This window comes from Lentzea sp. NBC_00516 (genome assembly GCF_036346835.1).
In the GTDB taxonomy this organism is placed as follows: domain Bacteria; phylum Actinomycetota; class Actinomycetes; order Mycobacteriales; family Pseudonocardiaceae; genus Lentzea; species Lentzea sokolovensis.
The window spans coordinates 3,552,415-3,578,124 of record NZ_CP107840.1; the positions used below are offsets into that span (position 1 = coordinate 3,552,415).

Here is a 25,710-nt window from a genome sequence, read left to right on the forward strand (position 1 = left end):
TCACGGCGACGACGTCGAATGCATTCCTGTCGACAAAGTATTCCCCTGGCGGGAGAATTTCCGCGAAAAGCCCGCAGGAGCATTCGACCTTCCCACCGCGACCGCGATGACGACCAGAGTGACCAGCGCGAACGCCGGGTAGGTCCAGCCGACCAGCGACAACCAGCCGGGCCGGCTGATCGTCCAGATCGTCGGCTGCCGGTCCAGCTGGAACGCGATCACGTCCAGGAACATCACCGGAACCCACAGCACCAGCAGGGTGTTGCGCACCCACGGCGCGATCTTCTTGTGCACCAGCCAGATCAGCAGCGGCGCCACCCACACCCAGTGGTGGTCCCAGGAGATCGGCGAGAGCAGCAACCCCAGGAACTGCACCGACAGCACGCCGATCAGCGAGTCGCTCGCCCGAACCGACGCCCTCAGCGCGAACAACGCGATCACGGTCGACACCAGGGCGGCGATGATCCACGGCCAGGACATGCCGACGTCGTAACCGAATGTCCGCGACAACGCGCCGCGCAACGACTGGTTGTGCGCGGTCGCGATCGGCCCGACCCGATCAGGGTCGCCGAACAGCACGAACCAGTACTGCCTGGCCTGCTCGAAGTTCACCAGGAACCCGAGGCCGACGCTCGCCGCGAACGCCGCCACCGACCACACCGCGGCCTTCCAGCGGCGGGTCGCGAGGAAGTACAGGCCGGAGATCGCGGGCACGAGCTTCAACCCGGCGGTCAGGCCGATGCCCGCTCCCGCGACGCGCGAGTCGCGGGCCACCAGCGCGGCCAGCACGACCGCTGCCAGCAGCAGGTTGATCTGGCCGAACTCGAAGGTGTGGAAGACCGGCATCATCCACAGCAGCACGGCGGTCCACAGGAGCGCCCGCTGCCGCCACACCCGAGCGTCGGCCGTCCACGACTCCCCCGCGACGAGCCGCAGCGCCACGCGCACCAGCCAGTACAGACACAGCACGGTCAGCAGGCGGAAGCTCCACTGCGCGGCACCCCAGAACAGCCACGTCATCGGCAGGAACACCAGCGCGCCGAACGGCGGGTAGGTGAACGGCAGCGGGAAGTCGGGCGGCGAGTGCGGCGAGACCACCTGGTAGAGGTCGCCTTCGAGCACGTGCGGGGCCAGCGACCAGTACACGTACAGGTCGATCGACTCGGTGCCGAAACCGGTGACGATGATCCACGTGCGTGCGAGCATCGAGATCGCCAGCAGCCACGGGGCGACGGCGAGGAGCCGCCCTTCCAGCTTCGCGAGGGGCTTAGGTCGCAACACGTTCTGCCTTCGGGATCGGGTCGAGCAGCTTCGGCGTCAACGCCAGGGTGAGCAGTGCGAGCGCCGGGTACACCCAGCCGAGCGCCGCGAGTGGCCAGGGTCTCGGGATCTCCCAGATGGACGGCTGCAGGTTGATCAGGATCGTGATGACGTCCGAGACCACCGCGACCACCCACACCCCGGCGAGCACCAGATTCCGTCGCCCGTGCACGAGCCAGAGGACCAGCGGGATCACCCACAACCAGTGGTGGCTCCACGAGATCGGCGAGACCAACAGCCCGAAGAGCTGCACGATGATCACGGACGCCAGCGTGTCCCCGGCCTTCACCGCGGCCCGCAACGCGAACCAGGTGAGCGCGACGGACACCGCCACCGCGAGCAGCCACGGCCACGACATCTCGACGTCGTACCCGAGCGAACGCGACAATGCGCCGCGCAACGACTGGTTGATCACCGAGCCCACCGGCCCGACCCGGTCGGCCGCACCGAGCAGCTCGAACCAGTAGCGCCACGAGTCCTTGGCCGACACCAGGAAGCCCAGCGCGACGGTGATCGCGAAGCCGCCCACCGACCACAGCGCGGCCTTCCACCGGCGCGTGACCAGGAAGTACAGCCCGGAGATCGCCGGCGTCAGCTTCATCCCGGCGGCGACACCGACACCGAGTCCCGCGACGGCCTGCCGGGTCGCGACCATCGCCGCGAACGTCCCGGCGATCAGGACGAGGTTGATCTGTCCGAAGTCGAGGGTCTTGCGCACCGGCTCGAACCACAGCGCGATCGCCGTCCACAACAGAGCGCGGCGCCGCCACGTCCCGTCGAACGGCTGCTCGGCCCTGTCCGCCAGCAGCTTCAGCGCCGTCCGCACCAGCCACCACAGGCAGACCAGCGACAACACCTGCCAGACGATCTTCGCCGCGAGCCACGGCAACGCCGACAGCGGAAGGAACACCAGCGCCGCGAACGGCGGATAGGTGAACGGCAGCGGGAAGTCCGCGGTGAACGGCATGGTGATCGAGTAGAGCTCGTCGGTGAGCACGTTCGGAGCGAGGCTCCAGTACACCTTGAGGTCGATCATCCCCCAGTTCGCCGTCGCGGCGTAGATGCCCAACGACAGGCACAACACCAACGGCGCGAACCTCAGCACACGCTGCTCACTCACCGGTTCCTCCAGCCACCGGGGCAGGCTGACGCGCCGGATGCAGCAGCGCCCGCCCGACCCACATCCCTGCCACAACAGTGGCAGCCAGGTACGGCCACCACACCCATGGGTTCATGGAGTCGTACGTCCAGCGCGCGACGATCGTGCCGTCCGGCAGGGTGACCAGCACCATCCACACCGAAACACCCGCCAGCACGGCGATCCGGCGGTCCTTCCACGCGAACGTCGCTCCTAACGCGAGCGCCCAGGTGAAGTACCACGGCAGCACCGAAGGCGCGAGCAGTGACGCGGCAAGCAACGCGATCGTGGCGCGTCTCACCGCTTCCACACCGCCCTCTCGTGCCAGCCACCACTGCCGCACGAGCACCCCGGCGAGCACGACCACGCCGGCCGCGCGGAAGAAGGTGAGGAAGCCGAGGTGCGTGAAGCCGGGCACGTACCGGCCGATCAAGAAGTAGAGAAGCTCCGCCGCGGTAGCCGGCAACGACATCCACGTGAGCAACGGCCCTTGCGACCGCAGCAGCCACACCGTCCCCTTGCCCAGCAGCAGGAACAGCGGCCCGTACGGCGACGGCGTCTCCTGCCACAGGCCCGCGACGTTGCCCCGCAACGGCAGGTCGAGCACGGCGGCGCCACGCGAGTAGGGGTCGAAGCCGCGCAGCGCCACCGCGCCCTGCGCCAGGTAGCTGTAGACGTCACGGCTGTAGAGCGGCGGCGCGATGATCAGCGGCGCGGTCCACGCGGCGGCCGTCACCGCCACTGTCCGGCCGCCCACTTCGCGTGCGAGCACCAGACGGTCGCAAGGGCAGGACGCGAGCCACGAAGAAGGGCTGGAAGATCGGGTTCTTCGGGCGGTTCCGCTAGTCGGTGAACGTGTCCATCACGACGTGGGCGCCGAGTTCACCGAGCAGCTTGATCAGGTTCGGGCCGAGGCAGACGGAATCCTGCCCCGATTTCGGCGACCACGAGACGAACAGGTCCACGTCACACCGGGCCGCGACCTGGACCAGCGATTCCCGGTGCTCAGAGAGCAACGCCTCGACGAGTTTCAGCAGGTCGTCCAGATGCAGGTCGCCGCCACCGGCGTCCACGCACCAGAGCCGGTCGCTCCGCTCGGCACCGACCTTCAGTGCGGCACCGATCTCCTCGACGGTCATCTCACCCGCCCACACCCGGAGCGTGGCCTTCGACCAGGGTTCTTCCTCCACAGGCTAAATCCTCGCAGCCCACGCAACTTCAATCCGTTGTGGAACGTCACCCGATCATGATCTGGAAAGCGCTGAGCACGTCCGGAGTGATCCTCGCGGCGGCCCTGGTGGCGTCCCCGGCCCAGGCCGCGGCCGGCCAGGTGGTGACGAAGGTGTCCGAACCGGACCGCACCGCCGCCCTGGCTCACTGGACGCCGGAACGGATGAAGGCCGTCGGCGACGGCGATCTCCCACCTGCCGAGCAGATCTCGAAGCCGTACGAGGGGACACCGCCGGGCGTCGGCCGACTGTTCATGTCCACCTCGACGGGCGAGGACCACTCCTGCACGGCCACGGTGGTGCCGAGCGCGACCAGGGACGTGGTGCTGACGGCCGGGCACTGCGTCAACGGCGGCCTGGACCGCTGGGACAACCCGATCAAGATCCTGAACGTCGTGTTCGTGCCCGGCTACGACCACGGCTCGCGGCCGCACGGGGTGTTCGTGGCGCGTGCGTTCGCCTGGTCCGACACCTACAACGGCCCCATGAGCGGCCTGGACGACGACGCGGTGATCGCGCTCGACCCGGTGGACGGCGGGCACGTGCAGGACGTGGCCGGTACGCAGGACATCTCGTTCGATGCAGTGGCATCGCCGGTCGACCAGACGACGCTGGGATATCCGGTGTCGGCGCTCGAACGCGGCGAGGCGTTGCTGTCGTGCGCGCGGCCGGCGACGTTGAAGGTCAACTCGGTCATGTCGGCGTGGGAGACGGACTGCGACCTCGCGGGTGGGTCCAGCGGTGGGCCGTGGTTGCGCGGGTTCGACCCGGCCACGGGCAAGGGCACGATCTTCGCGGTGACCAGCCGGGGCACGATGAACGGCGACCTGGTCACGACGGACCTGAGCGCGGCGAAGCTCACCGACGCCGTGCGGGCGTTGTACGTGAGCGCGGACCAGCTCTGACGGGAGGCCTGGCACGGCTCCTGTTCCAGGCCATGTGGCCGTACGGATGCGGCGGGGTCGACGGCCTCGGTGCCGAACGTCTCCACGAACAGGCCCACCGGGGCGGCCTTGCCGGTGGCGCAGGCGCCCTGGACCTCCAGGCGGGTGGCGACCACGTTCTTGGCGACCCGGTGCATCGCGCAGACAGCGGAACGGTCCACTTTGGACGGATCTACGCCGGCGCAGGCGCCGCCACCCTGGGGGCCATGCCACCGTCGGCCCGGCTGTGACCAACATTGCTGCTCGGTGTGCGGGGGATGCCACACTTCGCTCATGATTTGGCGGTTTGGTCCATCGCCGGACGCATCGGGGGCAATGGCGTGCTGGATCACATCGACCGGGGTTTGATACACGCACTGCAGATCGACGCGCGGGCGCCGTTCAGCAGGATCGCCGCCGCGCTGGACACCTCGCCGCAGACGGTCGCCCGGCACTACCAGCGGCTGCGGGCCCAGGCAGGGCTGCGGGTGGTCGGGCTGGCGAGCCCGGAACCGGCGGGATGGTCGCAGTGGCTCGTGCGGCTGACCGCCAGTCCGCAGACGGCACAACGGCTGGCGAACGCGCTGGTGCGCCGGGAGGACACCGCCTGGGTGAAGCTGGCGGCGGGCGGCACCGAGATCATCACCATCGTGCGGTCGGACACGGCGGGTGGCGGGCCTTCGTTGCTGTTGCGGGAGATTCCGCGGATGACGACCATCTCGGCGGTGTCCGCGCACTGCCTGCTGCACACCTACGTGGGCGGCCGCACCGGTTGGCTGCGCAGCGCGAGCACGTTGACCGAGGAGCAGCAGTCGCTGCTGGGCGTGGAGCTGCCCGAAGAGGTGCCCACGGCACAAGAAGCGCTCACCGCCGCGGGCGAACTGGTCGCCGCGCTGCAGCACGACGGGCGGGCGAGCCTGACGCAGCTGGCGTCCGCCACCGGGTGGTCGCCGCCGACCGTCGCGCGCCGGCTCGTCGACCTGCAGGCCAGCGGGGCGATCTTCTTCGACGTCGAGGTGGACCCGGCGGTGTTCGGCACCATGACCCAGGCCCTGCTGTGGATGTCGGTGGCGCCGGTGCACCTGCACGAGGTGGCGACCGCGCTGGCCACGCATGTCGAGCTGGCGTTCGTCGCCTCCACCACGGGACCGGCGAACCTCGTGGCGACGGCGATGTGCGAGGACCCCGCCGACCTGCACCGGTATCTGGCGCACCGGCTCGGTGCGCTGGCGGACATCCGCGCGCTGGAGACCGCGCCCGTGTTGCAGACGCTCAAGGCGTCCGGTCCGGCGCAACCGCTCCTGCAGGCGGCCCAGCCGTCCTGACGATCCTTCGGGCAGGAAAGCCTTGCACGGCAGCGAAGGGGCAGTCGGCCACGGCGACGAGCGCGCCGGACGGTGCCCGCAGCGCCATCGTCCGGCCGTGCCGCGCGAGCACGTGAACATGCCACGCGCTGAGCTCCCCGTCCCGAGCCGTCCGGACCATCGGGGCTGGCTCGTCGCGTTGCGGCCCACCACGGCCGATGAGCGAATCCACCACCAGAAGGCCGTCGATGGAAAGAATCGGCGAACTCCCGGCTCTGGCTGGAACCGGCGGCGTCCCCCTCCCGATGCTGGTCCCGAGCAACACAAGTGGAGGGAATCCCATGTCGGACATCACGTCGCCGCCTGTCGCGGCGACTCACCGGTGGCGCTGGCTCGCGCTCAGCGCGTTGCTGACCGCCGAGGCGATGAACCTGTTGGACGCGACCATCGTGCAGGTCGCGGCGCCGACGATGCACGCCGACCTGGGTGGCGACACGTCGGACATCCAGTGGTTCGCCACGGCGTACACGCTGCCGTTCGCGGTGCTGCTGATCACCGGCGGAAGGCTCGGCGACATGTTCGGGCGCAAGAGGGTCTTCCGTGCGGGCGTCCTCGGTTTCGCGCTCTCGTCGGTGGCGTGCTCGCTCGCGTGGTCGGCTGATCTGCTGATCGGTTTCCGCGCCGTGCAGGGCGCTGCCGCCGCGTTGGTCATCCCGCAGGTGATCGGGCTGATCAGGGCGATGTTCCAGGGTCCTGAGATGTCCAAGGCACTGGGCAGCATCGGGCCGGTGATGGGGCTGTCGGCCGTGCTCGGCCCGGTGCTGGGCGGGGTGCTGACGCACGCCGACCTGTTCGGGTCGTCGTGGCGGTCGGTGTTCCTGGTCAACGTGCCGCTGTCCGTGCTGGTGCTGGCGATCGTGCCGAAGATGGCCGAGAACAAGGCGCCACGGCGGCCTGGGCTCGACCCGGTCGGCACCCTGCTGGCGATCGCCGGTGTCGGCCTGGTCATCTACCCGCTGGTCGAGTCCGCGTCGATCAACCTGACCGCAGGGGGCTGGCTGTCGATCGCCGCGGGCGTCGCCGTCTGCGTGCTTTTCGGCGTGCACCAACGGGTTTCCGCCGCACGTGGCCGGACTCCGCTGGTCGAGGTCAGCCTGTTCGGCCGCCGGGTGTTCCCGGCCGCGCTGCTCACGTCCACGCTGTTCTTCTGCGTGACCACCGGTCTGACGCTGGTCGTCGTGCTGGAGCGGCAGCTGGGTGAGGGCGGGGACGCGCTCAGCGCCGGCCTGACGCTGCTGCCGTGGTCGATCGGTGTCGCGATCTCGTCGTGGGTCGCGGGCGCGCACCTCGTGCCGAAGTTCGGCATCAAGGTCATGTACGCGGGTCTTGTCGTCGTGCTGGCCGGGCTGCTGGGTGCGATCGCGGCGTATCAGTCAGGAGGGTTCGTGTTCCTGCTCGCCGCGTTGCTCGTCATCGGCCTGGGCGTCGGCCTGTTCAGCCCGGCGTTCTTCACCGCGGCACTGCACGTGGTGAGCCCCCAGGAGATCGGCTCGGCGGCGGGCTTGATCAACGCGGTGCAGCAGCTCGGCGGCACGCTCGGTGTGGCGGTACTCGGCAGCGTGTACCTCGGCGCGGCCTCCGGTGGCGCCGGTGCGGCGTTCTGGACGGCGACCGCACTCATCGTGGTCAGCCTCGCCACCGCCGCACTGATGACGGAGCGCCGCCGGGCGGCCTGATCCATCCGATCCGGGCGGGCGTCCGTGGTGGGCGCCCGCCTGAACTCTGCCGAGGAAACCCATGTACCAGCTGGACGATCTCGATCGCGGTCTGCTGCACGCCCTGCACGTGAACGGCCGCGCGCCGTTCAGCCACATCGCCGAGGCGCTCGACGTGTCGACGCAGACCGTGGCCCGCCGCTACCGCCGCCTGCGCGCGCTGGCCTCCCTGCGGGTGATCGGCCTGACCGACCCGCAGCGGACCGGTGAGTCGTTGTGGCTGGCCCGGTTCAGCGCCACTCCCCAGGCCGCGCAGGACATCGCGAACTCCCTGGCCCGCCGGTCCGACACGTCCTGGGTGAAGCTCGCCTCCGGCGGCACCGAGATCGTCGCGGTCGTGCGCGAGAACAACCACTCGCTCCTGCTGCACGACACTCCCCGCACCACCAGCATCACCGCGGTGTCCGCGCACTACATCCTGCACACCTACCTCGGCGGCCCGACGGCGTGGAGCGGTCACACCACCGCGCTCTCCGAGGACCAGCAACGGCTGCTGCGCCCACCGGCCGTCGCGGGCGGTTCCGACCAGCCCCTGATGGCCGAGGACGCCTCACTGCTGGCCGCGCTGGGCCGCGACGGCCGCACGAGCCACGCCGACCTGGCCACCGTCACCAAACGCTCCCCCAGCACGGTGGCGCGGCGCCTGGCCGATCTGCAGGCGAGCGGCGCGGTCTTCTTCGACGTCGAGATAGACCCGGCCTGCCTGGGCGCCCGCGCCGAGGCACTGCTGTGGATGTCGGTCATGCCCGCCCGGCTCGATGAGGTGGCCGGCACCCTCGCCCGGCACGCCGAGCTGGCGTTCGTGGCGGCGACGACCGGCCGGACCAACCTGGTGGCGCTCGCGCTGTGCCCGACCCCGGCGGCGCTGCACGACTACCTGATCCACCGGCTGGGCACGCTCGTCGCGATCAACGGCATGGAGACCGCCCCGGTCCTGCGCGTCATCAAGTCGGCGGGCCCGCTGAGCCCGCTGGCACCCGCCGGGTGACCTCGGCGCGACGTCCGACGCAGGCGCCGGTTGCCCCGTTGGGATGAATGTCATCTCGAAGCACCCTCAGACCCCGGCCGGACATCTTCGTCAGCAGGGGCATGTCGAGGGGGTGTCAGATGAACGGGAAGTACAGATCGGTCGCGGGCAGCGGCCGCACGGTCACCGTCAAGTGGCCGAACGGACGGCCGCCGCGGGGATCGGCGGTCGAACCGGCGAACGTGTGGCCTGCATGAAAGCCAGTGCTCCCAACGTCATGACGGTCAGCCAGACGTAGGTGTCGAACTCGTGTAGCCGCGTCACGAACACCAGGAACACGGCGACAAAGGCAGGCCAGGCGTCGCCGCGCAGGCCCAGGTACACCAGCACCGGCACGCACCACACCCAGTGGTGCAACCAGGAGACCGGCGAGGCCAGCAGTCCGGCGGCCGCGATGACGAACAGCGCGACGAGGTCGTCGCGGGTCCGCCGGGCCACGAAGACCGCGGTGGCCACCACGGCGGCGGCGAGTGACGCCCACAGCAGCGTCTCCACGCCGGGCGCGAGACCGAGGTCGCGCAGGAGCCCGCGAATCGACTGGTTGGTGGACAACGACATGTCGCCGATTCGGTCGGGGTTGAGCAGCGAGTGCAGCCAGTACTGAAGCGAATCCCTTGGCGTGATCAGGAATCCCGCCACCGCCAGGCCGGCGAAGGTGGCCATCGACGTGAACGCGGCCCGCCAGTCGCGCTTGACGATGAAGTACAGCACGAAGATCGCGGGCGTCAGCTTGATCGCCGCGGCGACACCGATCAGCACGCCACGCCGGCGCTTGTCGGTCACCAGCAGGACGTCGATCACGACCAGCGCCAGCAGGAACAGGTTGATCTGGCCGTAGCCGTAGGTCATCCAGACCGGGTCCAGTGCCAGCGCGCCGATCGCGGCCAGCGGGCCGACCATCCACTTGAGACAGGGACGGACCTTGCCCGCCACCGCGACGCACACCGCGGTCATCGCGATGAATCCCGCGGCGACCATCACCGGGTTCCTTAGCGACGCCGGAACGAAGCTCAGTCCGCTGAACAGGACCGCCGCGATCGGCGGGTACGTGAAGGGCAGCTGGGGGTCGAGCGGCGGGCCGGTGAACCCGACGTACAGCGGCCTGCCGTCGAGCCAGGCGAGGCCGCCGAGCCGATAGACGTCCAGGTCGATCGGATAGTGATCCGACCAGGTGAACAGCAGCCACGTCAGCGCGGCGAGCCAGAGTCCACCGGCGAGCAGAAGACGAGTGCGCGGAACCACATCGGTTCTCCGCGGAGGTGCGGCGAGAGACACCTCCTCGAAATTAACCGGAGCGTCGACTGATCACCTTGCTGAACGACCGGCAGAACCACCAGCAGAAGTGCGGTCCTGAAGCAGCGTTGAACATGCGTCAGGCGTCTACCAGGAAGCATGATGTGTGGGGATGAAAAAAAGGGGGTGCGCAGTGAGCACAACGGCGTTCGGGGACTTCCTCCGCTTTTACCGATCGCGTGTTCCACTGACGCAGGAAGAACTGGCGGAACGCACGGGCCTGAGCACGCGTGCGATCAGTGACATGGAACGCGGCCGCACGCTCAGTCCGCAGTTCCGCACAGTGCAGTTGCTCGTGGACGGACTGGGGCTGTTCGGCGAGGAGACGGCGGAGTTCACCGCGCTCGCCCGCGCCAGCCGGGTGGTGGCGGCCCAGGAACGACCTGAGACGCCGTTCGCCGCGACGTCCTACTCGCTGCCACCGGTACTCATCGAGCTCACCGGCAGGGAGAGCGAGAAGGCGCTCCTGGACGTGTTCGCCGCGGACGCCGCGTCGTCGTCACGCCTGCAGATCGCCGTCGTGCACGGCGCACCGGGTGCCGGCAAGACCGCGCTCGCCGTCGACGCGGGACACCGCCTCGGCGCACGGTTCGCCGACGGCTGCGTGTTCCTCGACCTGCGCGGCACCGACACCGAGCCGCTGACCCCGGACAAGGCCGCGCACCGGCTGCTGCGCTCGTTCGGAGTGGACGAACGCCAGATCCCCGGCGACCCGGACGACAAGCTGTCGCTGTACCGCTCGCAGCTGCGCGACCGGACGGTGTTGCTGGTGCTGGACAACGCGGAGAACGAGGCGCAGGTGCGCCCGCTGCTCGCGTCCAGCCCCGGCACGCTGGTGCTGCTGACTAGCCGCCGGACCATGACCGGCCTGGACGCCCGGCACCGGCTCCCACTGGAGTTGTTGCCGCTGAACCGATCCGTCGAACTCCTGCGCGCCGTGACCGGACCGGAGCGGCTCGATGCCGAACCGGAGGCGGCCGAACGGGTCGCCGAGCTGTGCGGGGGCCTGCCGCTGGCGTTGCTCATCGCGGGGAACCGCCTGACGAGCAGACCACAGTGGACGATCGGCCACCTCGCCGAACAGCTGGAGGACGAACGACGCCGGCTGTCCGTGCTGCGGGCGGGCGATCTGCAGGTGCGGGCGGCGTTCGAGATCTCCTACCACCAGCTCAGTGCGGGTGCAGCCACCCTGTTCCGCAGACTCGCACTGGTCACGAGCCCCGAGGTGAGCGCCGCACTGGCCGCCGTTCTGGTGGACGACGCCGAGGAGGCGCTGGAGGAACTGGCCGACGCGAGCCTGCTCGGCATCAGCGAGACGCCCGGCCGGTACACGCGCCACGACCTGCTGCACGTCTTCGCCGCCGAACGACTCGAGCTCGACGACGACCCGGCCACCGTGCTGCAGACGCGCACACGTTTGCGGCACTGGATCCTCGACGTCGCCACCAGAGCCGCCCTGTTCTTCGACCACGACGTACCGGCCCGGCGCGCAGGTCCGGTGCACGACAAGGAATCCGCGTCCCGATGGCTGGACCTGGAGCTGGAGAACTGGCGCGGCGCACTGCGATCAGCCGCGACGGAAGGCGAGCACGACCGCGTTCTCGCGCTGGCCCAAGCAATGCACTGGTACTCGGACATGCACGGCGTCGGCGAACTCTGGCGCGAGATCTTCGCCGCAGGCGCTCACGCGGCCCGGCAACTGGGCAACGCCAAGGACGCCGCCGAACAGCTGAACTACCTGTCGTGGGCGCTGTACGCGTTGTGCGGGCAGCCGCACGAGGCCCTGACCGTGCACGAGGAAGCCGCGACGCTGCCGATCGACGACACCCTCACCGAAGCGTGGAACTGCTACTACGGCTCGGCGATCCGGCGGCGGGTCGGCGAACCGGAGAAGGCGGTGTCGCTGAGCCGCCGGTCCGTAGCCCTGTTCCAACGGGCCGGCTACCAGATCGGAGAGAACCTCGCGCTCTCCCTGCTGGGCCTGATGCTGCACACCTCCGGCAACCTCGCCGAAGCGGCCGAGGTGCAGCAACGCAGCGTGGACCAGCACCGCAAGGCCGACGGCGACGACGAACTGCTGTCGATGCTGCTGATCCGCCTGGCGACGACCCTCGCGGACGCGGGCCAGGTGATCGCGTCGATGGACCTCCTCGACGAGGCGGAGTCGTTGTTCCGCAGGCATTCCAACACCGCGGGAACGGCTCGCGTGCAACACAACCGCGGCGTGGTGCTGATGGACGCGGGCCGGTTCGGCGAGGCACGGGAACAACTGCTGGCGGCGCTGAGCGAGGCACGGCTCTCCGACCACCGGGTCGAGATCCTGGCCCGGCTCGCCGAACTCGCTGACACCGCAGGGGATTCGGCGCAGGCCCGCGAGTACCGGGTGCGGGCGCTGGCCGAGTGCGATCGCTACGACACACCCGCGGTGCGCGTCACGGCGACGAAACTGGTGGCAGCGCTGCGGTGATCAGCTCCGCTCTGCCAGGCTGCGAGCGGCCGGGCCCAGCCGAGATCAGGTTCTGCGTTCGTTGAGAGCGATCAGGAGCACGAGCTCCTGACCAGAGCGAGCAGGGTTGTCAGGCCCCTTTGCGGACCGCGCGGGTGATCTGGCGGCCCACGTCGGGCGTGAGACGGTTGTCCTCGACAGTGATGCCGAGTGTCGAGGCGAGGCTCACGCCGTGCAGATCGACAGCAGACTCCATCAGTTGCGCCAGGTTGGAGGCAGCCGACCGGCCGCGCACCACTGCGGTCACCAACGTGACGAGCCCGGCCGCCCCCAGCGGCCACCAGAGGACTCCCGCGAGGGTGTAGAGGACGCCCCAACCGGCCAGCGCCGCCGCTCCGTTGAACGACTCCCTGGCTTCCGCCACCACGGTGCGCACTTCCTCCGGCAGGACCAGCCACAGCCGGGGCCAGCCGAATTCCAGGTCGAGGTGGTACTCGACCTGGACGCGCGTGCTCAGCGCGGCGATCTGATCGCCCATCCAGGTCGGTCTGGCCGGAGGTGCCAGTGAGACGCGATTGCGCCGCTGCGCAAGGCGCGCCAGCAGCTGGTCGGGCTTGTCCTGCCGGAATGCCTCTTCGTAGCTCCGGTGCGCCCGCTTCCAGCGCCAGCCGCGAATGCGGGCAAGTGGGACGCCAGCGCGGAACGGCCACTGCCCGAGCCACAACCAGTGCGTCGCTCTCCCCAACGTCCGAGCCAGAACTCCCGCCCACGCCGACACGAGCAGAACGCCGACCGCGACGGCGACGAGCACCAAGCCTGTGACCCGGCCGTCACGCAGGTCCGCAAGGAACCTGTCGGCGGCGAGCCACATTCCGAAGCGAATCCGCCATCCGACGGCGACGGAGGCGACGAACAACGCTCCTGGCATCACGAGCAGCGACAACCATTTGCCGGCGAGCTGTTTGGCGAGCTCACCCAGAAATGAATTCATCGGGGATGCCGCTGCGGAGTCGCCTGGGTCAGAGTTTCACCGAAGAGGTGACATTCGGGTGTGGCCACTCCGGGAGCCCGCACCCAGTCACGACCGCAGCGTGCCGTCGGGCACACGAACAACCCGTCGGTCGGCGCGCCGGGGGAAACACCGGGAACACCGACCGTCGATCGCGGGCCGACCGAGGGAATACCCAACTGGCGGCCCAGTTCGTCCAGCCGTGTCACTGTGCTGGCATCTGTTCGCGCGTTGCCCACGAGTTCCGCGACTTCGGCCGCACGCCCCTGAGCAGCGGCAAGGCGGCGCAGGAGGGGAAGTGCCTCACACCATGCGCCGAGGTCGTCCCGATGTTGCATGTCGCCTGTCCACCCCTGAAGATCCGGTTCTGCGGCATGATATTACGGGTGCCTCAGTCTGAAGGGCCACTTCGAAAAACGGGACGATGACGAACTCTCCACTCACCGAGCTGCTGGCCAGGCTCAGCCAGTTCGTGAACACTTCCGATCCACGCCACGTGCTCGGCCCCGAAGCAGAGACGGCCGCGGTGCGACTCGCCGAAGCCCATCACACGGGCGGGAATGATGAGACCGCTACGGCACTCGGATGGTTCCACTGGTTTCGCTGCGTCGCTCTGCTGTCCTACGACGGAGATGATTTCCACCTCGCCGCAGAATATTTCCGGCCTCTGTGGGAGCGGCGCCCAGACGCGGTTCCGGACAAGATCAGTGCCGTGCTGTCCAGGAAGCTCACGGGGCAGGAGCTGTTCGAGGAGGCCATCGGCCTGGGCCGTGAGGCAGGAGAGCTCGTCGCCGCTTACCAGGCCGGCGAGGACACACGGCTGAGCGAGGCGATCGACCGTCTCCGGCTCGGTGTCGCCATCCTGCGAGACATCGGGGCCATGCCCGAAATGCTCCAGGTCAACCTGGTGCACGTGCTACTGCTGCAGTACGCACAGGATCGAGATCCAGACTCCCTCGGTGAGGCCGTCGCGTGGGCCGCACACACGATCGACTCCCTGACCTCGGCGACCGACGAGCAGGCTGTTCCGTTGCTGACCACGTTCGGCGGCAACCTCGTCAAGACCTATCGCACCGGCAGAGACCATCTGGGCGAGTACGCGGAACCACTGCTGACCCTGGCCGTCGCGGCGTGGGACCGAGTGCAGGACAGAACTCCAACCCCTGACATCCGGCTGCGGGTCCGGCTCGAACTCGCCGGCGCCCTCATCTCGTCCAGCCTGATCACATCGGCGGTCGAGCGGGCTGAACAGGCCGCGCGGTACATCGGCCTGCTGGTCGGCGACTGCGACCCGGACGACGGCCGCGACCGTGATCTGCTCGACTCGCTCTCCCGGACCCTCGTGCCGCTGGACGTCGCCCGGCGAGAGCCGTCGTTGTTGCGGGCACGGGCTTCCGTGTTGCGCGCGCTGAGCTCGCACGCCGCGGTGAGCGTTGAAGAACGTCTTGCCTGCCAGGCGGAGCTCGGTCTGTGTCTACGGATCACGCACATGACCGAGGACGATTGCGCGGCATTGGACGAGGCGGTCGAGGCACTGAGGACCGCACTGAGCGGTGTGCCCCCGCACGACCTGGGCTGGATGGTCAGTCTCGCGAACGCTCTCAAGACACGTGCGCACACCCGCATCGACAGCGCGCGGGGTGATGACATCTCCGAAGCCGAACGATGGGCACGTCTCGCACATCAGCAGAAACCGGACAACGTCACGGCCGTGTCCTGCCTCGGCAACGTGCTGCGAGAAAAGGCGTTGGCGCAGAACGACGTTGAGGCCCTGAAGGAATCGGCAAGCTGGAACCACGCGGCCGCACGGATGATGGATTCCTCCGCTCCTGCCGTGGTGATGTCGTTGATGAACGCCGCGCTGTCCTACCAGGAACTGGCCGAAGCCACCGCCGGCCTCCCCGACTGCGATCACGCGATCGCCCTGCTGCGGACCGCGTCCGGACACGCGGGCGCGGACCATCCGGACCATGCGGCGATCCACGTGGAGCTGGGCCGCTCGCTCACGTTGCGCGGCGAACTCGGCAAAGACGTGGGAGCCCTGGCGGAGGGCAGGAAGTTCCTCGTGGCGGCGGCCGCCGGGCCGCCCGGCCACGAGGACACGCGGCGGGCGAAAGCCGGCCTCATCAACTCCTACCGGGTGGAGTTCGTGCTCACCGGGCACCACGAGGCGTTGGACGAGGCACTTCGGCTGGCCAGGGCCTACATGGACGACGCATCGATGAACGACGACGCACGTGGCTGGCTTCTGAGCGTTTGCGGAAACACTCTCGTCACCGCCTACACCACAACGCAGAACAGAAAACTGCTGGACGAAGTGCTGCCCATCTTTCGGGTGGCCGCGCAGTGCACCGCGGCGGGATCGTTCACCCGCGCCGTCACCCAGCTGGGCATGGGCACCTGCCTGCTCTGGCTCTACGAGGTCTCGCGAGACAGCACGGCGCTGCTGGAGGCCATCGACGTGCTCGACGAGGCCGCGTCGAACCCGGAGAACTGGCGCACGACACCAGAAGCGATGTTCAGGCTCGCGCAGGCGAGGACGCACCACGCCCGGCAGCTCAAGCCGCTCCTGGGCGGCTCCCGCAGGACTCCGGAGAACAGCGTTCCCGCCGGCGGCGACGAGTTCTCCGGTCGCCACGCCGACTTCGCCCGCGAGCTCGACAAGATCGTGGACCTGGGCCGGAGATCTCTCGCACTCTGTGCTCCTGGAAGCAGGGAGCACCCGGCCGCCATGTCCTATCTCGCCATGGCGTTGCAAGGCCGCGGGCTACACCACTCGTCGCAAGACGACGCCGGCGAAGCCGTCGAGCTGATCCGGGAAGCGATCCGCGTCGGCCGGCCGGATCACCCCGACTGGCCGTTGTGGCACATCAACCTGGCGGCGACGCTGCTGGATCTGCACAAGCGCGGGAAAGCTCCGTCGGCGTTGGACGACGGGGAGGCCGCAGGACGCAAAGCCGTGGCCATGACGAACTCCGGCGACACGCTGCACATGCAGGCGATGAGCGCGCTGTCCCACATCCTGGTGGTGCGAGGACGTGAAGACGGACTCGGGTTCGCGGAGGCGCTCGAACTTCAGCAGCAGATCTACCGGGCGTCCCACGTCGATCTCGCGCAACGCATTCGGGCAGCCACCGCGGCAGGGGAACTGGCCACCCTCGAGGACGACTGGGCAGGCGCGCTCGAGCACTACGAGGCAGCGGTGGACCTGCTGCCCCAGCTCGTGGGCCATCGTCTCGGCCGGTCGGACAAGGAGTTCCTGCTCGCCGAGCAGATCCCGTTCGCGTCGGAGGCCGCGGCCTGCGCGCTGCGGCTCGGCGATCCCCACAAGGCTCTGGAACTGCTCGAACGCGGACGGGGAATCCTGCTGGGACAGCTCACCGAGACTCGCCGCGACCTGTCGGACCTGCTGTCGCAGCGGCCGGACCTGGGAGAGGAGTTCGCCCAGTTAGGCGAGAGGATGACGGTGCTCGGGGCAAGCGTGGGCCCGGTCTCGGCCGAGGCCCGCGGTAGCGCCGGGGACGAGCATCGGCGGATCGTCCGGGAGTGGGAGCGCGTGCGTGACGAGGTCCGGGCGATACCGGGCTTCGAGAGCTTCCTGCGGCCACGAGTGCCAGACCTCGACCGGTTGACCGAGAACCGGCTGGTGGTCGTCGTGAACGTCGCGACGAGACAAGGCGACGCGGTCGTCCTGGCCGACGGCAGGGCCACCTGTCTGCCCTTGCCGGAGGCCGACTACCTGTCCGTGGCGAGGCGGTTCAGGGACTTCACCTCCGCTGTCGGCAGGTTGCACGATCCGCACGGGTCCGCGGAGACGCGCTGGGAGGCGGGCACCGTCATCCTCGACACGCTCGGATGGCTCTGGACCGCCATCGCACAACCCGTCCTGGCATCGCTGGGCGCCGAACTCGGCGGCGACACCCCGCCCCGGCTGTGGTGGTGCCCCGCGGGCCTGCTGAGTTTCCTGCCGCTGCACGCGGCCGGGGACTACACGGCAGTTCCCGCGCAGGGAGTGGGAGACCACGTGATGTCGTCGTACACCACCACGCTGAACACCCTCAGCGCGGCGGACGTCCCTGCTCCCGGTTCCCACCGAGCCGGTCCCGATCCGCGTCTGCTCGTCGTCGCCACTCCGCAGGCACCGGGAACCTTGCCGCTGCGGCATTCGACGGCAGACGCGAGCGCGCTCACCGACCTGTTTCGCCGCACCAAGGTGCTGGCCGGTGAGACAGCCACCAAGGCAGGCGTGCTCAGGGAACTCGCCACACACGATTGGGCGCACTTCGCATGCCACACGAGATCCGATCCGTTCGGAAGGACGGCCAGCGAACTCGTGCTCCAGGACGGGACGTTGTCGCTGCCGGACATCTCGGCGTTGTCGCTCGACGCCGAGATGGTGTTCCTGGCCGCGTGCGGATCGGCCGCAGGTGCCTTCTACCTCGCGGACGAGGCTCACCACGTCGCGTCCTCGTTCCAGCTGGCCGGTTTCACCCACGTGATCGCCACGCTCTGGGAGATCGCCGACGGCGACGCGACCCAGCTCACCGCGGCCCTGTACGGCCTGCTGGCGGTGGGCGTGCCGCCGCACGAGGCGATCCACCGGGTGACGCGTGATCTGAGGGCGCGTTATCCGCGCAGTCCCTGGTTGTGGGCCCCGTACGTGCACATGGGGCCCTGAGTCGGGTGCCGATCCCACCCGAAGGCAGGATCGGCACCGTCAGGTCAGCAGGCCGGGGCCACCGGTTCGTTCGAGCCGGTGTCGGCGAAACCGTCGCTGATCCACTTGCCGTCCTCGAGCCGGTTCCACAGATCCGTGGGGCCCCAGACTCCTTCGACGGCCTCGCCGCGGCTGGCGCACGCGATGGACACCGTCGCGCCGTCCGCGACCGTGCCCGCGACCGAGTAGCTCAGGCCAGGGCCGGAACGCAGGTTCACCGTGGTGTTCGGGCCCGCGTCCACCGTGCCGGTGGGCAGGGTCGTACCGCCACCGCCGTAGTTCGTGATCCGGCCGCCGACGTTCACGCGCGTGCTGCCGCGCTGCGCATAGCCGCCGTACGCCTGCGAGCCCTCGTAGAAGGTCCATCCGCCGATCGTCATCCCGTTGACGCTCACGTGGGTGTTGCCGCGTAGCAACGAGAAGTGCACGTGCGCCCCGGTGCTCGAACCACCGCACGGCAGCTCGTTGCCGATGTTGCCGAGGTACGTGCCGGTGCGCACGGCGCTGCCGTCGGCGAGCGTCGTCAGGTTGTACATGTGGTAGTAGGTGGTGCTGTAACCGTTGTCGTGCACGACCTTCACCAACGCGCTGCGGCCCACGACGCAGCTCTTGTAGACACGGCCGTTGCCCGCGGACAGGACGCGGCCGTCACCGCCGTTGAAGTCGATGGAGCTGAACGGACGGCTGTTGCCGCTGTTGCCGTGCGGGCCACCGCCCATCCACCACGCCACGTTCACCGGCCACGGCAGGCCGAGTCCGGTGGGCGCGAGTGCCTGGTTGCTCTGGTTGGCCGCGAACGTCCGCTTCTCGCCATCGCTGAGCACGCCGGACGGCGCCTGTGCGGCCAGAGCGGCGAATCCGGCGGTGCCGTCGAGCTCGACCCGCCAGGTGGAACGTTCCTTGCGTGCCAGGAACAACGCCATGTGCGGCGCCCCGTGTTCCTGACCGTGAGCCAATGGAACGGTGGTGCTGCCGAACACCCACGCATCGGACGTGCGAGTCGGCTCGAACAGCGGTTCACGCAACGTCTGCGTGTCCCACTGACGTTTCAACGCGTCGCCGTGCTGCTGGAGCATGGTGGCGCGAACGGTCGTGGCGAGGTCGGGTGCGGCCGTCGCGGACGGCGCGACCAGCACCGCGGCACCGGCCACGAGCACGGAGAACAGAGCGGCGAATCGCCGCGCGGACAACGGACTTGACATGTGCCCTCCAGGGGGAAATCGGCACAGGGCAGGGATTCGACGGCTCTTGCAGGGGCCGCCGCGCCGATGACATACCGGTGGTCCGACGCGGTCAAGGTCACCTCCGGCAGGTGACCCACCACTGTGGAACGCCCGCCAAAACTGTGGAGGGATACCTACGTTTGTCGGTCATATCGGGCGTGATCGGCCTTCTAAACTGTTTTCTCCACAGTCGAGAGGGAGTGCGGTGGCCGTTCCTCCCGACGACGAGGTCGACGTGTTGCTGCGCGCCGGTCCGTTCCACGCGGCGTTGCGGGCCGCCATCGGGCGCAGCGGCCTCACCCTGGAACGCCTGCGCGACCGTCTCGACCGCCGGGGCATCCACATCAGCCTGTCCACGCTGAGCTACTGGCGACTGGGCCGCAGCCGACCGGAACGCGCCGACTCGCTGCGCGCGGTCCAGGCCATCGAGACCATCCTCTGTCTGCCCAGACACTCTCTGGAGGCCCTGCTCGGACCGCCGCGCCCGCGTGGCCGATGGGTGTCGAAGCAGCAGCAGACCCGCGACTACGGACGGATGCTCGAACCCGCGCAGTCGCTGGCGGAGATCGTGCGGGCGCTGGTCGGCCCGTCCGACGGTGACCTGCGCCTGTGGTCGCAGGACGACGCGGCCACAGTGGACGGGCACGGCGCGCTCCGCACGATCCACACCAGGCAGGTGCTGCGTGCGGTCGCCGGCAGCCCTGACCGCTACCTGGCCGTGTACTGCGCGGACGCCGGCACGCCACCGGACGCGTTGGGCGTGGAGGCCGTGCGCGACTGCAGGCTGGGACGCGTGCGACGGCATCCCGGAGCGCCGGTGATCGCCGTGGAGCTGCTGTTCGACAAAAGCCTGCGCGCGGGTCAGACGCACCTGCTGGAGTACCGCTTCACCATCGCGGAGAACGGCGCGCGGTCACACGACTACCGGCGCGCGTTCCGTTACCCCGTAGGCACGTACGTAGCGAGCGTGCAGTTCACCGAACCGTGCCTCCCGGTCCGCTGCTACGGCCTCGCACAGCCCGGCGTGGACGCGACGCAGGTGCACGGCGACGAACTCGCGCTCACGCCGGGGCGGGTGCTGCACCTGACGGCGAAGGATGTGCGTCCGGGCGTGCTAGGCATGGGCTGGGACTGGTCCTAGACCTTGGTCCTGGCCTTGGCCGGCAACGCCACACCGCAGACGACCGCCCACAGCAACACCGGGAACGCCGCGATGCGTTCCCACAGACCGAACAGCGCCGGACCGCCGACCTGCGCCGCCATCAGCACCAGGGCCACCGCCGCCACGATCGCACCGACAGCGCCGACGCGGCCCAGGAGGCGCCACCGGGCGGTGCGTGCCAGGGCGAGGCCGGTCAGCAGCATCGCGACCTCGCCCACCGGGATGGCGACGACCGCACCGGCGATGTGCAGCGTCCGGCTGGTGTCCTCGGGATTCAGGCCGACGACGGCCAGGGCCAGACCGGTGACGACGAGGAGCAGAAGGCCGACGCGGGCCGTCCGCACGTCCGGGAACAGCGGCCGAACCAGCAGGGCTCCCGCGGCCAGGCACAGACCCGCGAGCGTCCAGGACACGCCGGACACGACGTGCCACGGCGAACACACCCAGCGGTCGACCTGCTCCGACTGGAAGCAGGTGGCCGCGCCCAGGTCGCTGATCGCGTTGCGCGCCCAGCTGTACGGGACCTCCCAGCGTGCCTCCACCACGAACAGCAGCACGAAGTACTGCGCCACCAACACCCACAGCACCGCGCCCAGCCGCGTTCGCCCGTCCACGCGGCAGAGTGGAACATAGATCATTTCGCCGCGCCGGACGGGCTCCGGAGCTACCGCTCGCCGACGAAGGCGAGAACCGCCTCCGCGAAGGCGTCAGGTTCCTCGACGTTGCCGAGGTGCCCGCTGTTCTCCAGGACGACGAGCATGGAGTCCGGGATCAGCTTGTGAAGCTCCTCCGCCCAGCGAACTCCGCACACGACGTCATGCCTGCCGACGATCACCAGAGCCGGCACCGCGAGGGAGCCCAGTTCGTGGCGGTCGTCAATGACGTCGGGAACGAGGTGCTCGTCGAGGCCGGAGATGTGCGAACCGGTGATGGCAGCCCGGAGTGGGGCGAGTCGATGGAGCTGATCGCCGAGATCGCCGCGGACCTGCAGCGCCACGCATCCAATCGAACATACGTGCGAATCGGGTGGTAGGTTCTCGCGCCATGGATCGACGGCTGCTCGAACCGTCCCAAATGGACGGAAATCTCACTTACCGGTACGACTCGACTGGCGGACTGGTCGCCGTCTTTCCAGCGAGGTGCAAGCTCGGCCGGCACACACTTGGCCACTCCCAGTTCCGCGCGATCGTTCAAGACGGCGAGGCCCGCATCAGCTGCCTCGCATGCGCGGCCGACGACGCTGACCACGCCTGGAGATTGGCTGCCACGGCACCGGCTCCCGGTCAGGCCGAGCTGTCCGAGGAACGCTACTTCGAGCTCGTCCTGAGCCGCCCACAAGCCGCCCTTCCACTGACAGCCGGCCGACGTGCTTAACAGTCCGTTCATGACCTGGGAAGGCGACGACTTATGCCGACTTCGACATAAAGTGTCTTATGCCGAGGCCGCCGTTATGCCGATTGATCGTGGAAACGTTGTGGCAGAACGGTTCTGGTGGGGCGCGATCGACATAATCGCAGGCCTTCGAGGAATGCCATGATCGTGTCGGCCTCGGTGATTGACCCCGCCGATCGACAGGCTCGCACCGCTGAACCAGCCGACGGTCGCCTGGACGTGGTTCTTGCAGATCAGCAAGAAGGAACCAGGCGCCAGCCATTGTGGAGCGACGTCACGAGATAACGCGTTTCAGCGTGGCCGAAGCCGGTCCGCGAATGACCGAACGGACGATCGCGCACCTGTCCCATGCGTCCATCCGTGACTCCTGAACGAGCACCGTCGATGCGCGGCATCGGCACAGGTGGCGTGATGTCCATCACGTCCCCATAAGTGGAACGCGCCATTCCGCCTGCTCGGCACACCAAGCGCCGCAGCCACTCCCACGCGAGCTCAAGCGAGCAAGTGGAATAGACCGTTCCACTTGCTACTGTGTCGGCATGGGCACCACGCGCTCCGCCGGATCCGACCGCCCACTGCGCCGCGACGCGCAGGCGAATCGGCAGCGCGTCATCGAGGCCGCCCGAGAAGTGTTCGCGGCACGCGGAGTGTCTGCGACCTACGACGACGTCGCGCAGCAGGCCGGTGTCGGCGTCGGTACCGTGCACCGCCGCTTCCCCTCGAAGGAGCTCCTGCTGGAAGCTGCTCTCGAGGAGCGTCTGGAGCAACATGCCATCGCGATCGAGACGGCACTGGACGCGCCGACGGGCTGGGAGGGGTTCGTCAGCTTTCTGCACCGTGCCGCCGAGCTGCACGCCATCGATCGCGGTGTGCGCGACATCGAGCTCGGCGCCGACTTCGGCACGCGCTACCTCGCCCGGATCCGCGATCGGATCATGCCCGTCGTGCGGCAACTGGTCGACCGCGCCGTATCCGAGGGATCGCTGCGACCGGATGTGACCGCCGAGGACGTTCCCCTGCTCCTGACGATGATCAGCGAGGTCGCTTTGCACAGCCGTGAGGTGAACCCCGGCGCCTGGACGCGCTACCTGCGGATCGTGATCGACGGCCTGCGTACAGCGCCGGACACCTGCGATCTCGGCACACCGATGACCAGCCCAGAGGTCGAAGAGCTGTTGCGGCGATGGCTTCCCGGCATCCCACAGCGCAGCTGAACCACGCCACCGACGAAGCAATCCCCTCAACGTCCCGTTTGGATTCGGCATGCTCGCCTACGAACTCACTGGTTTCGGCGGACCGGAGGTGCTCCGCCTCAGCAGCCGGCCCGAGCCGCTTCCAGGTCCGCACGAGGTGGTCGTCGCGACTCGCGCGATCGGCCTGAACCCCGTCGACCTCCTCCAGCGGTCCGGCAAGTTCCGGTTCGCCAATCCGGCCAGGTTCCCGCTCGTGCCCGGCAACGAGTTCACCGGTGTGGTGGTAGCGGCCGGGACGGACGTGACCTCGTTGTCGGTCGGCGACGCCGTCTTCGCCCGCACGGACAAGGCACGGCTCGGCGCGCTCGCGGAGCAGGTCGCCATCGAGGCAGAACTGGTGGTGCCCATGCCGCGCAGCCTCGACTTCGTCACCGCCGCAGCGGTTCCGCTCGCCGGAACGACAGCCCTCCAAGCGATCCGCGACGCGCTGGACGTCCGGCAGGAGGACCGCCTGCTCGTCACGGGCGGCTCCAGCACGGTCGGCATGTTCGCCATCCAGCTGGCCGCGCGCACTGGTGCCTCCGTAACCACAACGGCATCGGCCGGCAGTACGTCCTTGCTGCGCGAACTGGGCGCCGACGACGTGATCAACTACCACGCCCAAGCGGTCGACAGCGGCCGCGACCGGTTCGACAAGGTTCTGGACCTGGTCGGTGGGACGTCGGCCGCAGCGCTCTCGAACGTCGTGGCACGAGGTGGCCGCCTGGTCACCGTGTCAGCCACTCCCACCCCGGGGTCGATCCGGCACGACTACACGATGGCCCCGTGGCGAGCCGCTCTGCTGGAGGCAGGACTCTGGCTCGCCACCCTCGGCCTGCGACGCCGCGCCCGCCGGGGCGGCTACACCTACCAATTCCTGTCCATGCGTCCCAGCGCCGACGACCTGCGCGAGCTCGCCTCGTTGATCGACCACGGCGCACTGCGTGTGAAGGTCGACAGCATCTACGACTTCGACCAGGTCGCCGATGCCTTCGCCCGCGTCGAATCACGGCGCGCGAAAGGCAAGGTCGTCGTGCGGACGACCGAGTAATGACCGGCCTGGCCGTCGTTCCGTCCACCAGCAGGCGAGAGGAAGACCCATGTCCGGCACCGAGACGGCGTCCGCGAGCTTGTTCACGCCAGAGTTCTTCCAGGACCCGCACTCCGTCCAGGCCGCGTTGCGAGCTGAGGCACCGGCCCGCGAGGTGGTCACGCCTCATGGTCACCGCGTCTGGGTGGTCAGTCGGTACGCGGAGGCCAAGGCTGTGCTGGCCGACCCGACCGTGCGGAAGAACCGTGCCTCCTCAGGCGCGGCCACAGCGCCTGACGGCGCGCCAGATTTGAGCCGGCACATGCTGTCGATGGACCTGCCGGATCACACCCGGCTGCGTCGGCTGGTGACCAGGGCGTTCACCATCCGGCGCATCGAGCTGATGCGGCCGCGGATCGAGGAGATCACCGCCGACCTGCTGGGCCGGCTCTCTCCGGGCGACAAGGTTGACCTGCTGGACGTGTTCGCGTTCCCGTTGCCCATCACCGTGATCAGCGAGCTACTCGGAGTGGAGCAGGAGGACCGCGCCGAATTCCGCCGCTACTCCAACGCTTTGATCTCGGACTCCGGTCCGGAGGAGGCTCAGGCAACCGTCAGCTGGATGGCCGCCTACTTCACGGAAATGGTCGCGGCCAAGCGGGCCGATCCCGGCGAGGACCTGCTGTCGGCGCTGATCGAGATCAGTGAGGACAGCGACCGGCTGAGTGAGCAGGAACTGGTCTCGATGGCGTTCCTGCTGTTGGTCGCCGGCCACGAAACAACGGTCAACCTGATCGGTAACGGTGTGCTGGCCCTGCTCACCGCTCCGGAGCAGCTCGAGCGGCTCAAAGCAGACCTGTCGCTGCTGCCCGCCGCGGTCGAGGAGCTCCTCCGCTTCCGCAGCCCGGTCAACATGTCGACGTTCCGGTTCACGACCGAACCGGTCGTCCTGGGCGAAGTGACCGTGCCAGCCGGTTCCACCGTGCTGGTCGGGCTTGGCGCCGCCAACCGGGACGACGACCATTTCGAGCAGGCGGAGCGGCTCGACGTCACCCGTCCGCCGAGCGGGCATCTGGCGTTCGGGCACGGCATCCACCACTGCCTGGGTGCACCCCTCGCACGGCTCGAGGGCGAGATCGCGTTCCGCAGCTTGCTCACCACCTATCCGGACATGAGGCTGGCCATGCCCGCATCGGACCTGAGGTGGCGGGCGAGCGTCCCCATCCACGGGCTTGTGGAACTTCCCGTGGTGCTGTGACTACCGCGCTCACGTGGGGCGGCGGTGAGCGCCTCGCCTGTCAGGGCCTGATCCGCTCCCCGATCCACGCACGCATCCCTCTCGCGGACGCGGCCAGCGCTTTGGCCATCAGCTGTGTTCGACACGTTCGTCGATGTGGCCGCGACATCTTCCGTCTCGCGCCGGGAAGTCCCAGGAACCGCAGGCGATTCACCGTCCGACAGGTGAGCATTGAACGTTGAACCTTCATGCG

The 25,710-nt window shown here is 68.9% G+C and carries 19 protein-coding genes and 1 pseudogene; 10 read left to right on the forward strand and 10 right to left on the reverse strand.

The genetic code is table 11. The features are described 5' to 3' along the window. The 4 genes from OG205_RS15980 to OG205_RS15995 form a co-directional block, all read right to left on the reverse strand. Nucleotides 1–1,278, reverse strand: coding sequence for a glycosyltransferase 87 family protein (locus OG205_RS15980; RefSeq protein WP_330277035.1), 1,278 nt, complete (start codon nucleotides 1,276–1,278; stop codon nucleotides 1–3). Next, nucleotides 1,268–2,440 (reverse strand): mannosyltransferase, encoded by a 1,173-nt coding sequence (locus OG205_RS15985; protein WP_330277036.1) that lies wholly within the window; start codon nucleotides 2,438–2,440, stop codon nucleotides 1,268–1,270. The genes OG205_RS15980 and OG205_RS15985 overlap by 11 nt, the downstream gene beginning before the upstream one ends. Next, on the reverse strand, nucleotides 2,433–3,230 hold the full coding sequence (gene mptB, locus OG205_RS15990; protein ID WP_330277037.1) for a polyprenol phosphomannose-dependent alpha 1,6 mannosyltransferase MptB: 798 nt from the start codon (nucleotides 3,228–3,230) through the stop codon (nucleotides 2,433–2,435). Before mptB ends, OG205_RS15985 begins: the two co-directional genes overlap by 8 nt. A 70-nt stretch (nucleotides 3,231–3,300) precedes the next feature. Then, on the reverse strand, nucleotides 3,301–3,648 hold the full coding sequence (locus OG205_RS15995) for a hypothetical protein (protein ID WP_330277038.1): 348 nt from the start codon (nucleotides 3,646–3,648) through the stop codon (nucleotides 3,301–3,303). A gap of 56 nt (nucleotides 3,649–3,704) precedes the next feature. Between OG205_RS15995 and OG205_RS16000 the strand changes: the two genes are divergently transcribed. Then, entirely contained in the window at nucleotides 3,705–4,592 is an 888-nt protein-coding gene (locus tag OG205_RS16000) for a trypsin-like serine peptidase (RefSeq protein WP_330277039.1), read from the forward strand. A gap of 50 nt (nucleotides 4,593–4,642) precedes the next feature. On the opposite strand, the pseudogene OG205_RS16005 reads toward OG205_RS16000, so the two are convergent. Beyond that, nucleotides 4,643–4,828 (reverse strand): annotated as a pseudogene (locus tag OG205_RS16005) (methionine adenosyltransferase domain-containing protein); the annotation flags it as partial. A 123-nt stretch (nucleotides 4,829–4,951) separates the two neighbouring features. Between OG205_RS16005 and OG205_RS16010 the strand changes: the two are divergent. From OG205_RS16010 to OG205_RS16020, 3 genes are all read left to right on the forward strand, one after another. After that, entirely contained in the window at nucleotides 4,952–5,935 is a 984-nt protein-coding gene (locus tag OG205_RS16010) for an Lrp/AsnC family transcriptional regulator (RefSeq protein WP_330277040.1), read from the forward strand. A 320-nt stretch (nucleotides 5,936–6,255) separates the two neighbouring features. Next, nucleotides 6,256–7,650 (forward strand): MFS transporter, encoded by a 1,395-nt coding sequence (locus OG205_RS16015; protein ID WP_330277041.1) that lies wholly within the window; start codon nucleotides 6,256–6,258, stop codon nucleotides 7,648–7,650. A gap of 61 nt (nucleotides 7,651–7,711) precedes the next feature. After that, entirely contained in the window at nucleotides 7,712–8,677 is a 966-nt protein-coding gene (locus tag OG205_RS16020; RefSeq protein ID WP_330277042.1) for an Lrp/AsnC family transcriptional regulator, read from the forward strand. Between the two features lie 168 nt (nucleotides 8,678–8,845). Here the strand turns inward: OG205_RS16020 and OG205_RS16025 are convergent, their stop codons facing one another. After that, the gene (locus OG205_RS16025) at nucleotides 8,846–9,958 is read right to left on the reverse strand and encodes a glycosyltransferase 87 family protein (RefSeq protein ID WP_330277043.1); all 1,113 of its coding nucleotides are present in this window, start codon (nucleotides 9,956–9,958) and stop codon (nucleotides 8,846–8,848) included. Nucleotides 9,959–10,142: 184 nt separating this feature from the next. Here OG205_RS16025 and OG205_RS16030 point away from each other — a divergent pair, with 184 nt between their 5' ends. After that, nucleotides 10,143–12,476: an ATP-binding protein gene (locus OG205_RS16030; RefSeq protein WP_330277044.1), complete on the forward strand. Its 2,334-nt coding sequence runs from the start codon at nucleotides 10,143–10,145 to the stop codon at nucleotides 12,474–12,476. Nucleotides 12,477–12,585: 109 nt separating this feature from the next. Here OG205_RS16030 and OG205_RS16035 read toward each other — a convergent pair whose 3' ends face one another. Next, entirely contained in the window at nucleotides 12,586–13,446 is an 861-nt protein-coding gene (locus OG205_RS16035) for a hypothetical protein (RefSeq protein WP_330277045.1), read from the reverse strand. A gap of 442 nt (nucleotides 13,447–13,888) precedes the next feature. Between OG205_RS16035 and OG205_RS16040 the strand changes: the two genes are divergently transcribed. Continuing rightward, the gene (locus OG205_RS16040) at nucleotides 13,889–18,142 is read left to right on the forward strand and encodes a CHAT domain-containing protein (protein WP_330277046.1); all 4,254 of its coding nucleotides are present in this window, start codon (nucleotides 13,889–13,891) and stop codon (nucleotides 18,140–18,142) included. Between the two features lie 44 nt (nucleotides 18,143–18,186). On the opposite strand, the gene OG205_RS16045 is transcribed toward OG205_RS16040, so the two are convergent. Then, the gene (locus OG205_RS16045) at nucleotides 18,187–19,383 is read right to left on the reverse strand and encodes a peptidoglycan DD-metalloendopeptidase family protein (protein WP_330277047.1); all 1,197 of its coding nucleotides are present in this window, start codon (nucleotides 19,381–19,383) and stop codon (nucleotides 18,187–18,189) included. Between the two features lie 226 nt (nucleotides 19,384–19,609). Between OG205_RS16045 and OG205_RS16050 the strand changes: the two genes are divergently transcribed. After that, the gene (locus OG205_RS16050; RefSeq protein WP_330277048.1) at nucleotides 19,610–20,545 is read left to right on the forward strand and encodes a hypothetical protein; all 936 of its coding nucleotides are present in this window, start codon (nucleotides 19,610–19,612) and stop codon (nucleotides 20,543–20,545) included. On the opposite strand, the gene OG205_RS16055 is transcribed toward OG205_RS16050, so the two are convergent. Together OG205_RS16055 and OG205_RS16060 are read right to left on the reverse strand one after the other, a co-directional pair. Beyond that, nucleotides 20,542–21,180 carry a DUF998 domain-containing protein gene (locus tag OG205_RS16055; RefSeq protein WP_330277049.1) on the reverse strand — a complete coding sequence of 213 codons (639 nt, stop codon included), beginning with the start codon at nucleotides 21,178–21,180 and terminating at the stop codon, nucleotides 20,542–20,544. The two genes, OG205_RS16050 and OG205_RS16055, sit on opposite strands and share 4 nt — an antisense overlap. Nucleotides 21,181–21,230: 50 nt before the next feature. After that, nucleotides 21,231–21,563, reverse strand: coding sequence for an alpha/beta fold hydrolase (locus OG205_RS16060; RefSeq protein ID WP_330277050.1), 333 nt, complete (start codon nucleotides 21,561–21,563; stop codon nucleotides 21,231–21,233). Between the two features lie 934 nt (nucleotides 21,564–22,497). Between OG205_RS16060 and OG205_RS16065 the strand changes: the two genes are divergently transcribed. The 3 genes from OG205_RS16065 to OG205_RS16075 are packed head-to-tail and all read left to right on the forward strand — an operon-like array spanning nucleotide 22,498 to nucleotide 25,478. Further along, nucleotides 22,498–23,172, forward strand: coding sequence for a TetR/AcrR family transcriptional regulator (locus OG205_RS16065; protein ID WP_319974398.1), 675 nt, complete (start codon nucleotides 22,498–22,500; stop codon nucleotides 23,170–23,172). 49 nt (nucleotides 23,173–23,221) lie between these two features. Further along, nucleotides 23,222–24,241 (forward strand): NADP-dependent oxidoreductase, encoded by a 1,020-nt coding sequence (locus tag OG205_RS16070; RefSeq protein ID WP_330277051.1) that lies wholly within the window; start codon nucleotides 23,222–23,224, stop codon nucleotides 24,239–24,241. Nucleotides 24,242–24,290: 49 nt separating this feature from the next. After that, nucleotides 24,291–25,478, forward strand: coding sequence for a cytochrome P450 family protein (locus tag OG205_RS16075; protein WP_330277052.1), 1,188 nt, complete (start codon nucleotides 24,291–24,293; stop codon nucleotides 25,476–25,478). Nucleotides 25,479–25,710 lie beyond the last annotated feature (232 nt).

Excerpts from the sequence above, each read along its gene's own strand:
- OG205_RS16035 (WP_330277045.1), bottom strand. The coding sequence starts at position 13,446 with ATGAATTCATTTCTGGGTGAGCTCGCCAAACAGCTCGCCGGCAAATGG.
- OG205_RS16045 (WP_330277047.1), bottom strand. The coding sequence starts at position 19,383 with ATGTCAAGTCCGTTGTCCGCGCGGCGATTCGCCGCTCTGTTCTCCGTG.
- OG205_RS16065 (WP_319974398.1), top strand. The coding sequence starts at position 22,498 with ATGGGCACCACGCGCTCCGCCGGATCCGACCGCCCACTGCGCCGCGAC.
- OG205_RS16020 (WP_330277042.1), top strand. The coding sequence starts at position 7,712 with ATGTACCAGCTGGACGATCTCGATCGCGGTCTGCTGCACGCCCTGCAC.
- OG205_RS16070 (WP_330277051.1), top strand. The coding sequence starts at position 23,222 with ATGCTCGCCTACGAACTCACTGGTTTCGGCGGACCGGAGGTGCTCCGC.
- OG205_RS16000 (WP_330277039.1), top strand. The coding sequence starts at position 3,705 with ATGATCTGGAAAGCGCTGAGCACGTCCGGAGTGATCCTCGCGGCGGCC.
- OG205_RS16075 (WP_330277052.1), top strand. The coding sequence starts at position 24,291 with ATGTCCGGCACCGAGACGGCGTCCGCGAGCTTGTTCACGCCAGAGTTC.
- OG205_RS16015 (WP_330277041.1), top strand. The coding sequence starts at position 6,256 with ATGTCGGACATCACGTCGCCGCCTGTCGCGGCGACTCACCGGTGGCGC.
- OG205_RS16040 (WP_330277046.1), top strand. The coding sequence starts at position 13,889 with ATGACGAACTCTCCACTCACCGAGCTGCTGGCCAGGCTCAGCCAGTTC.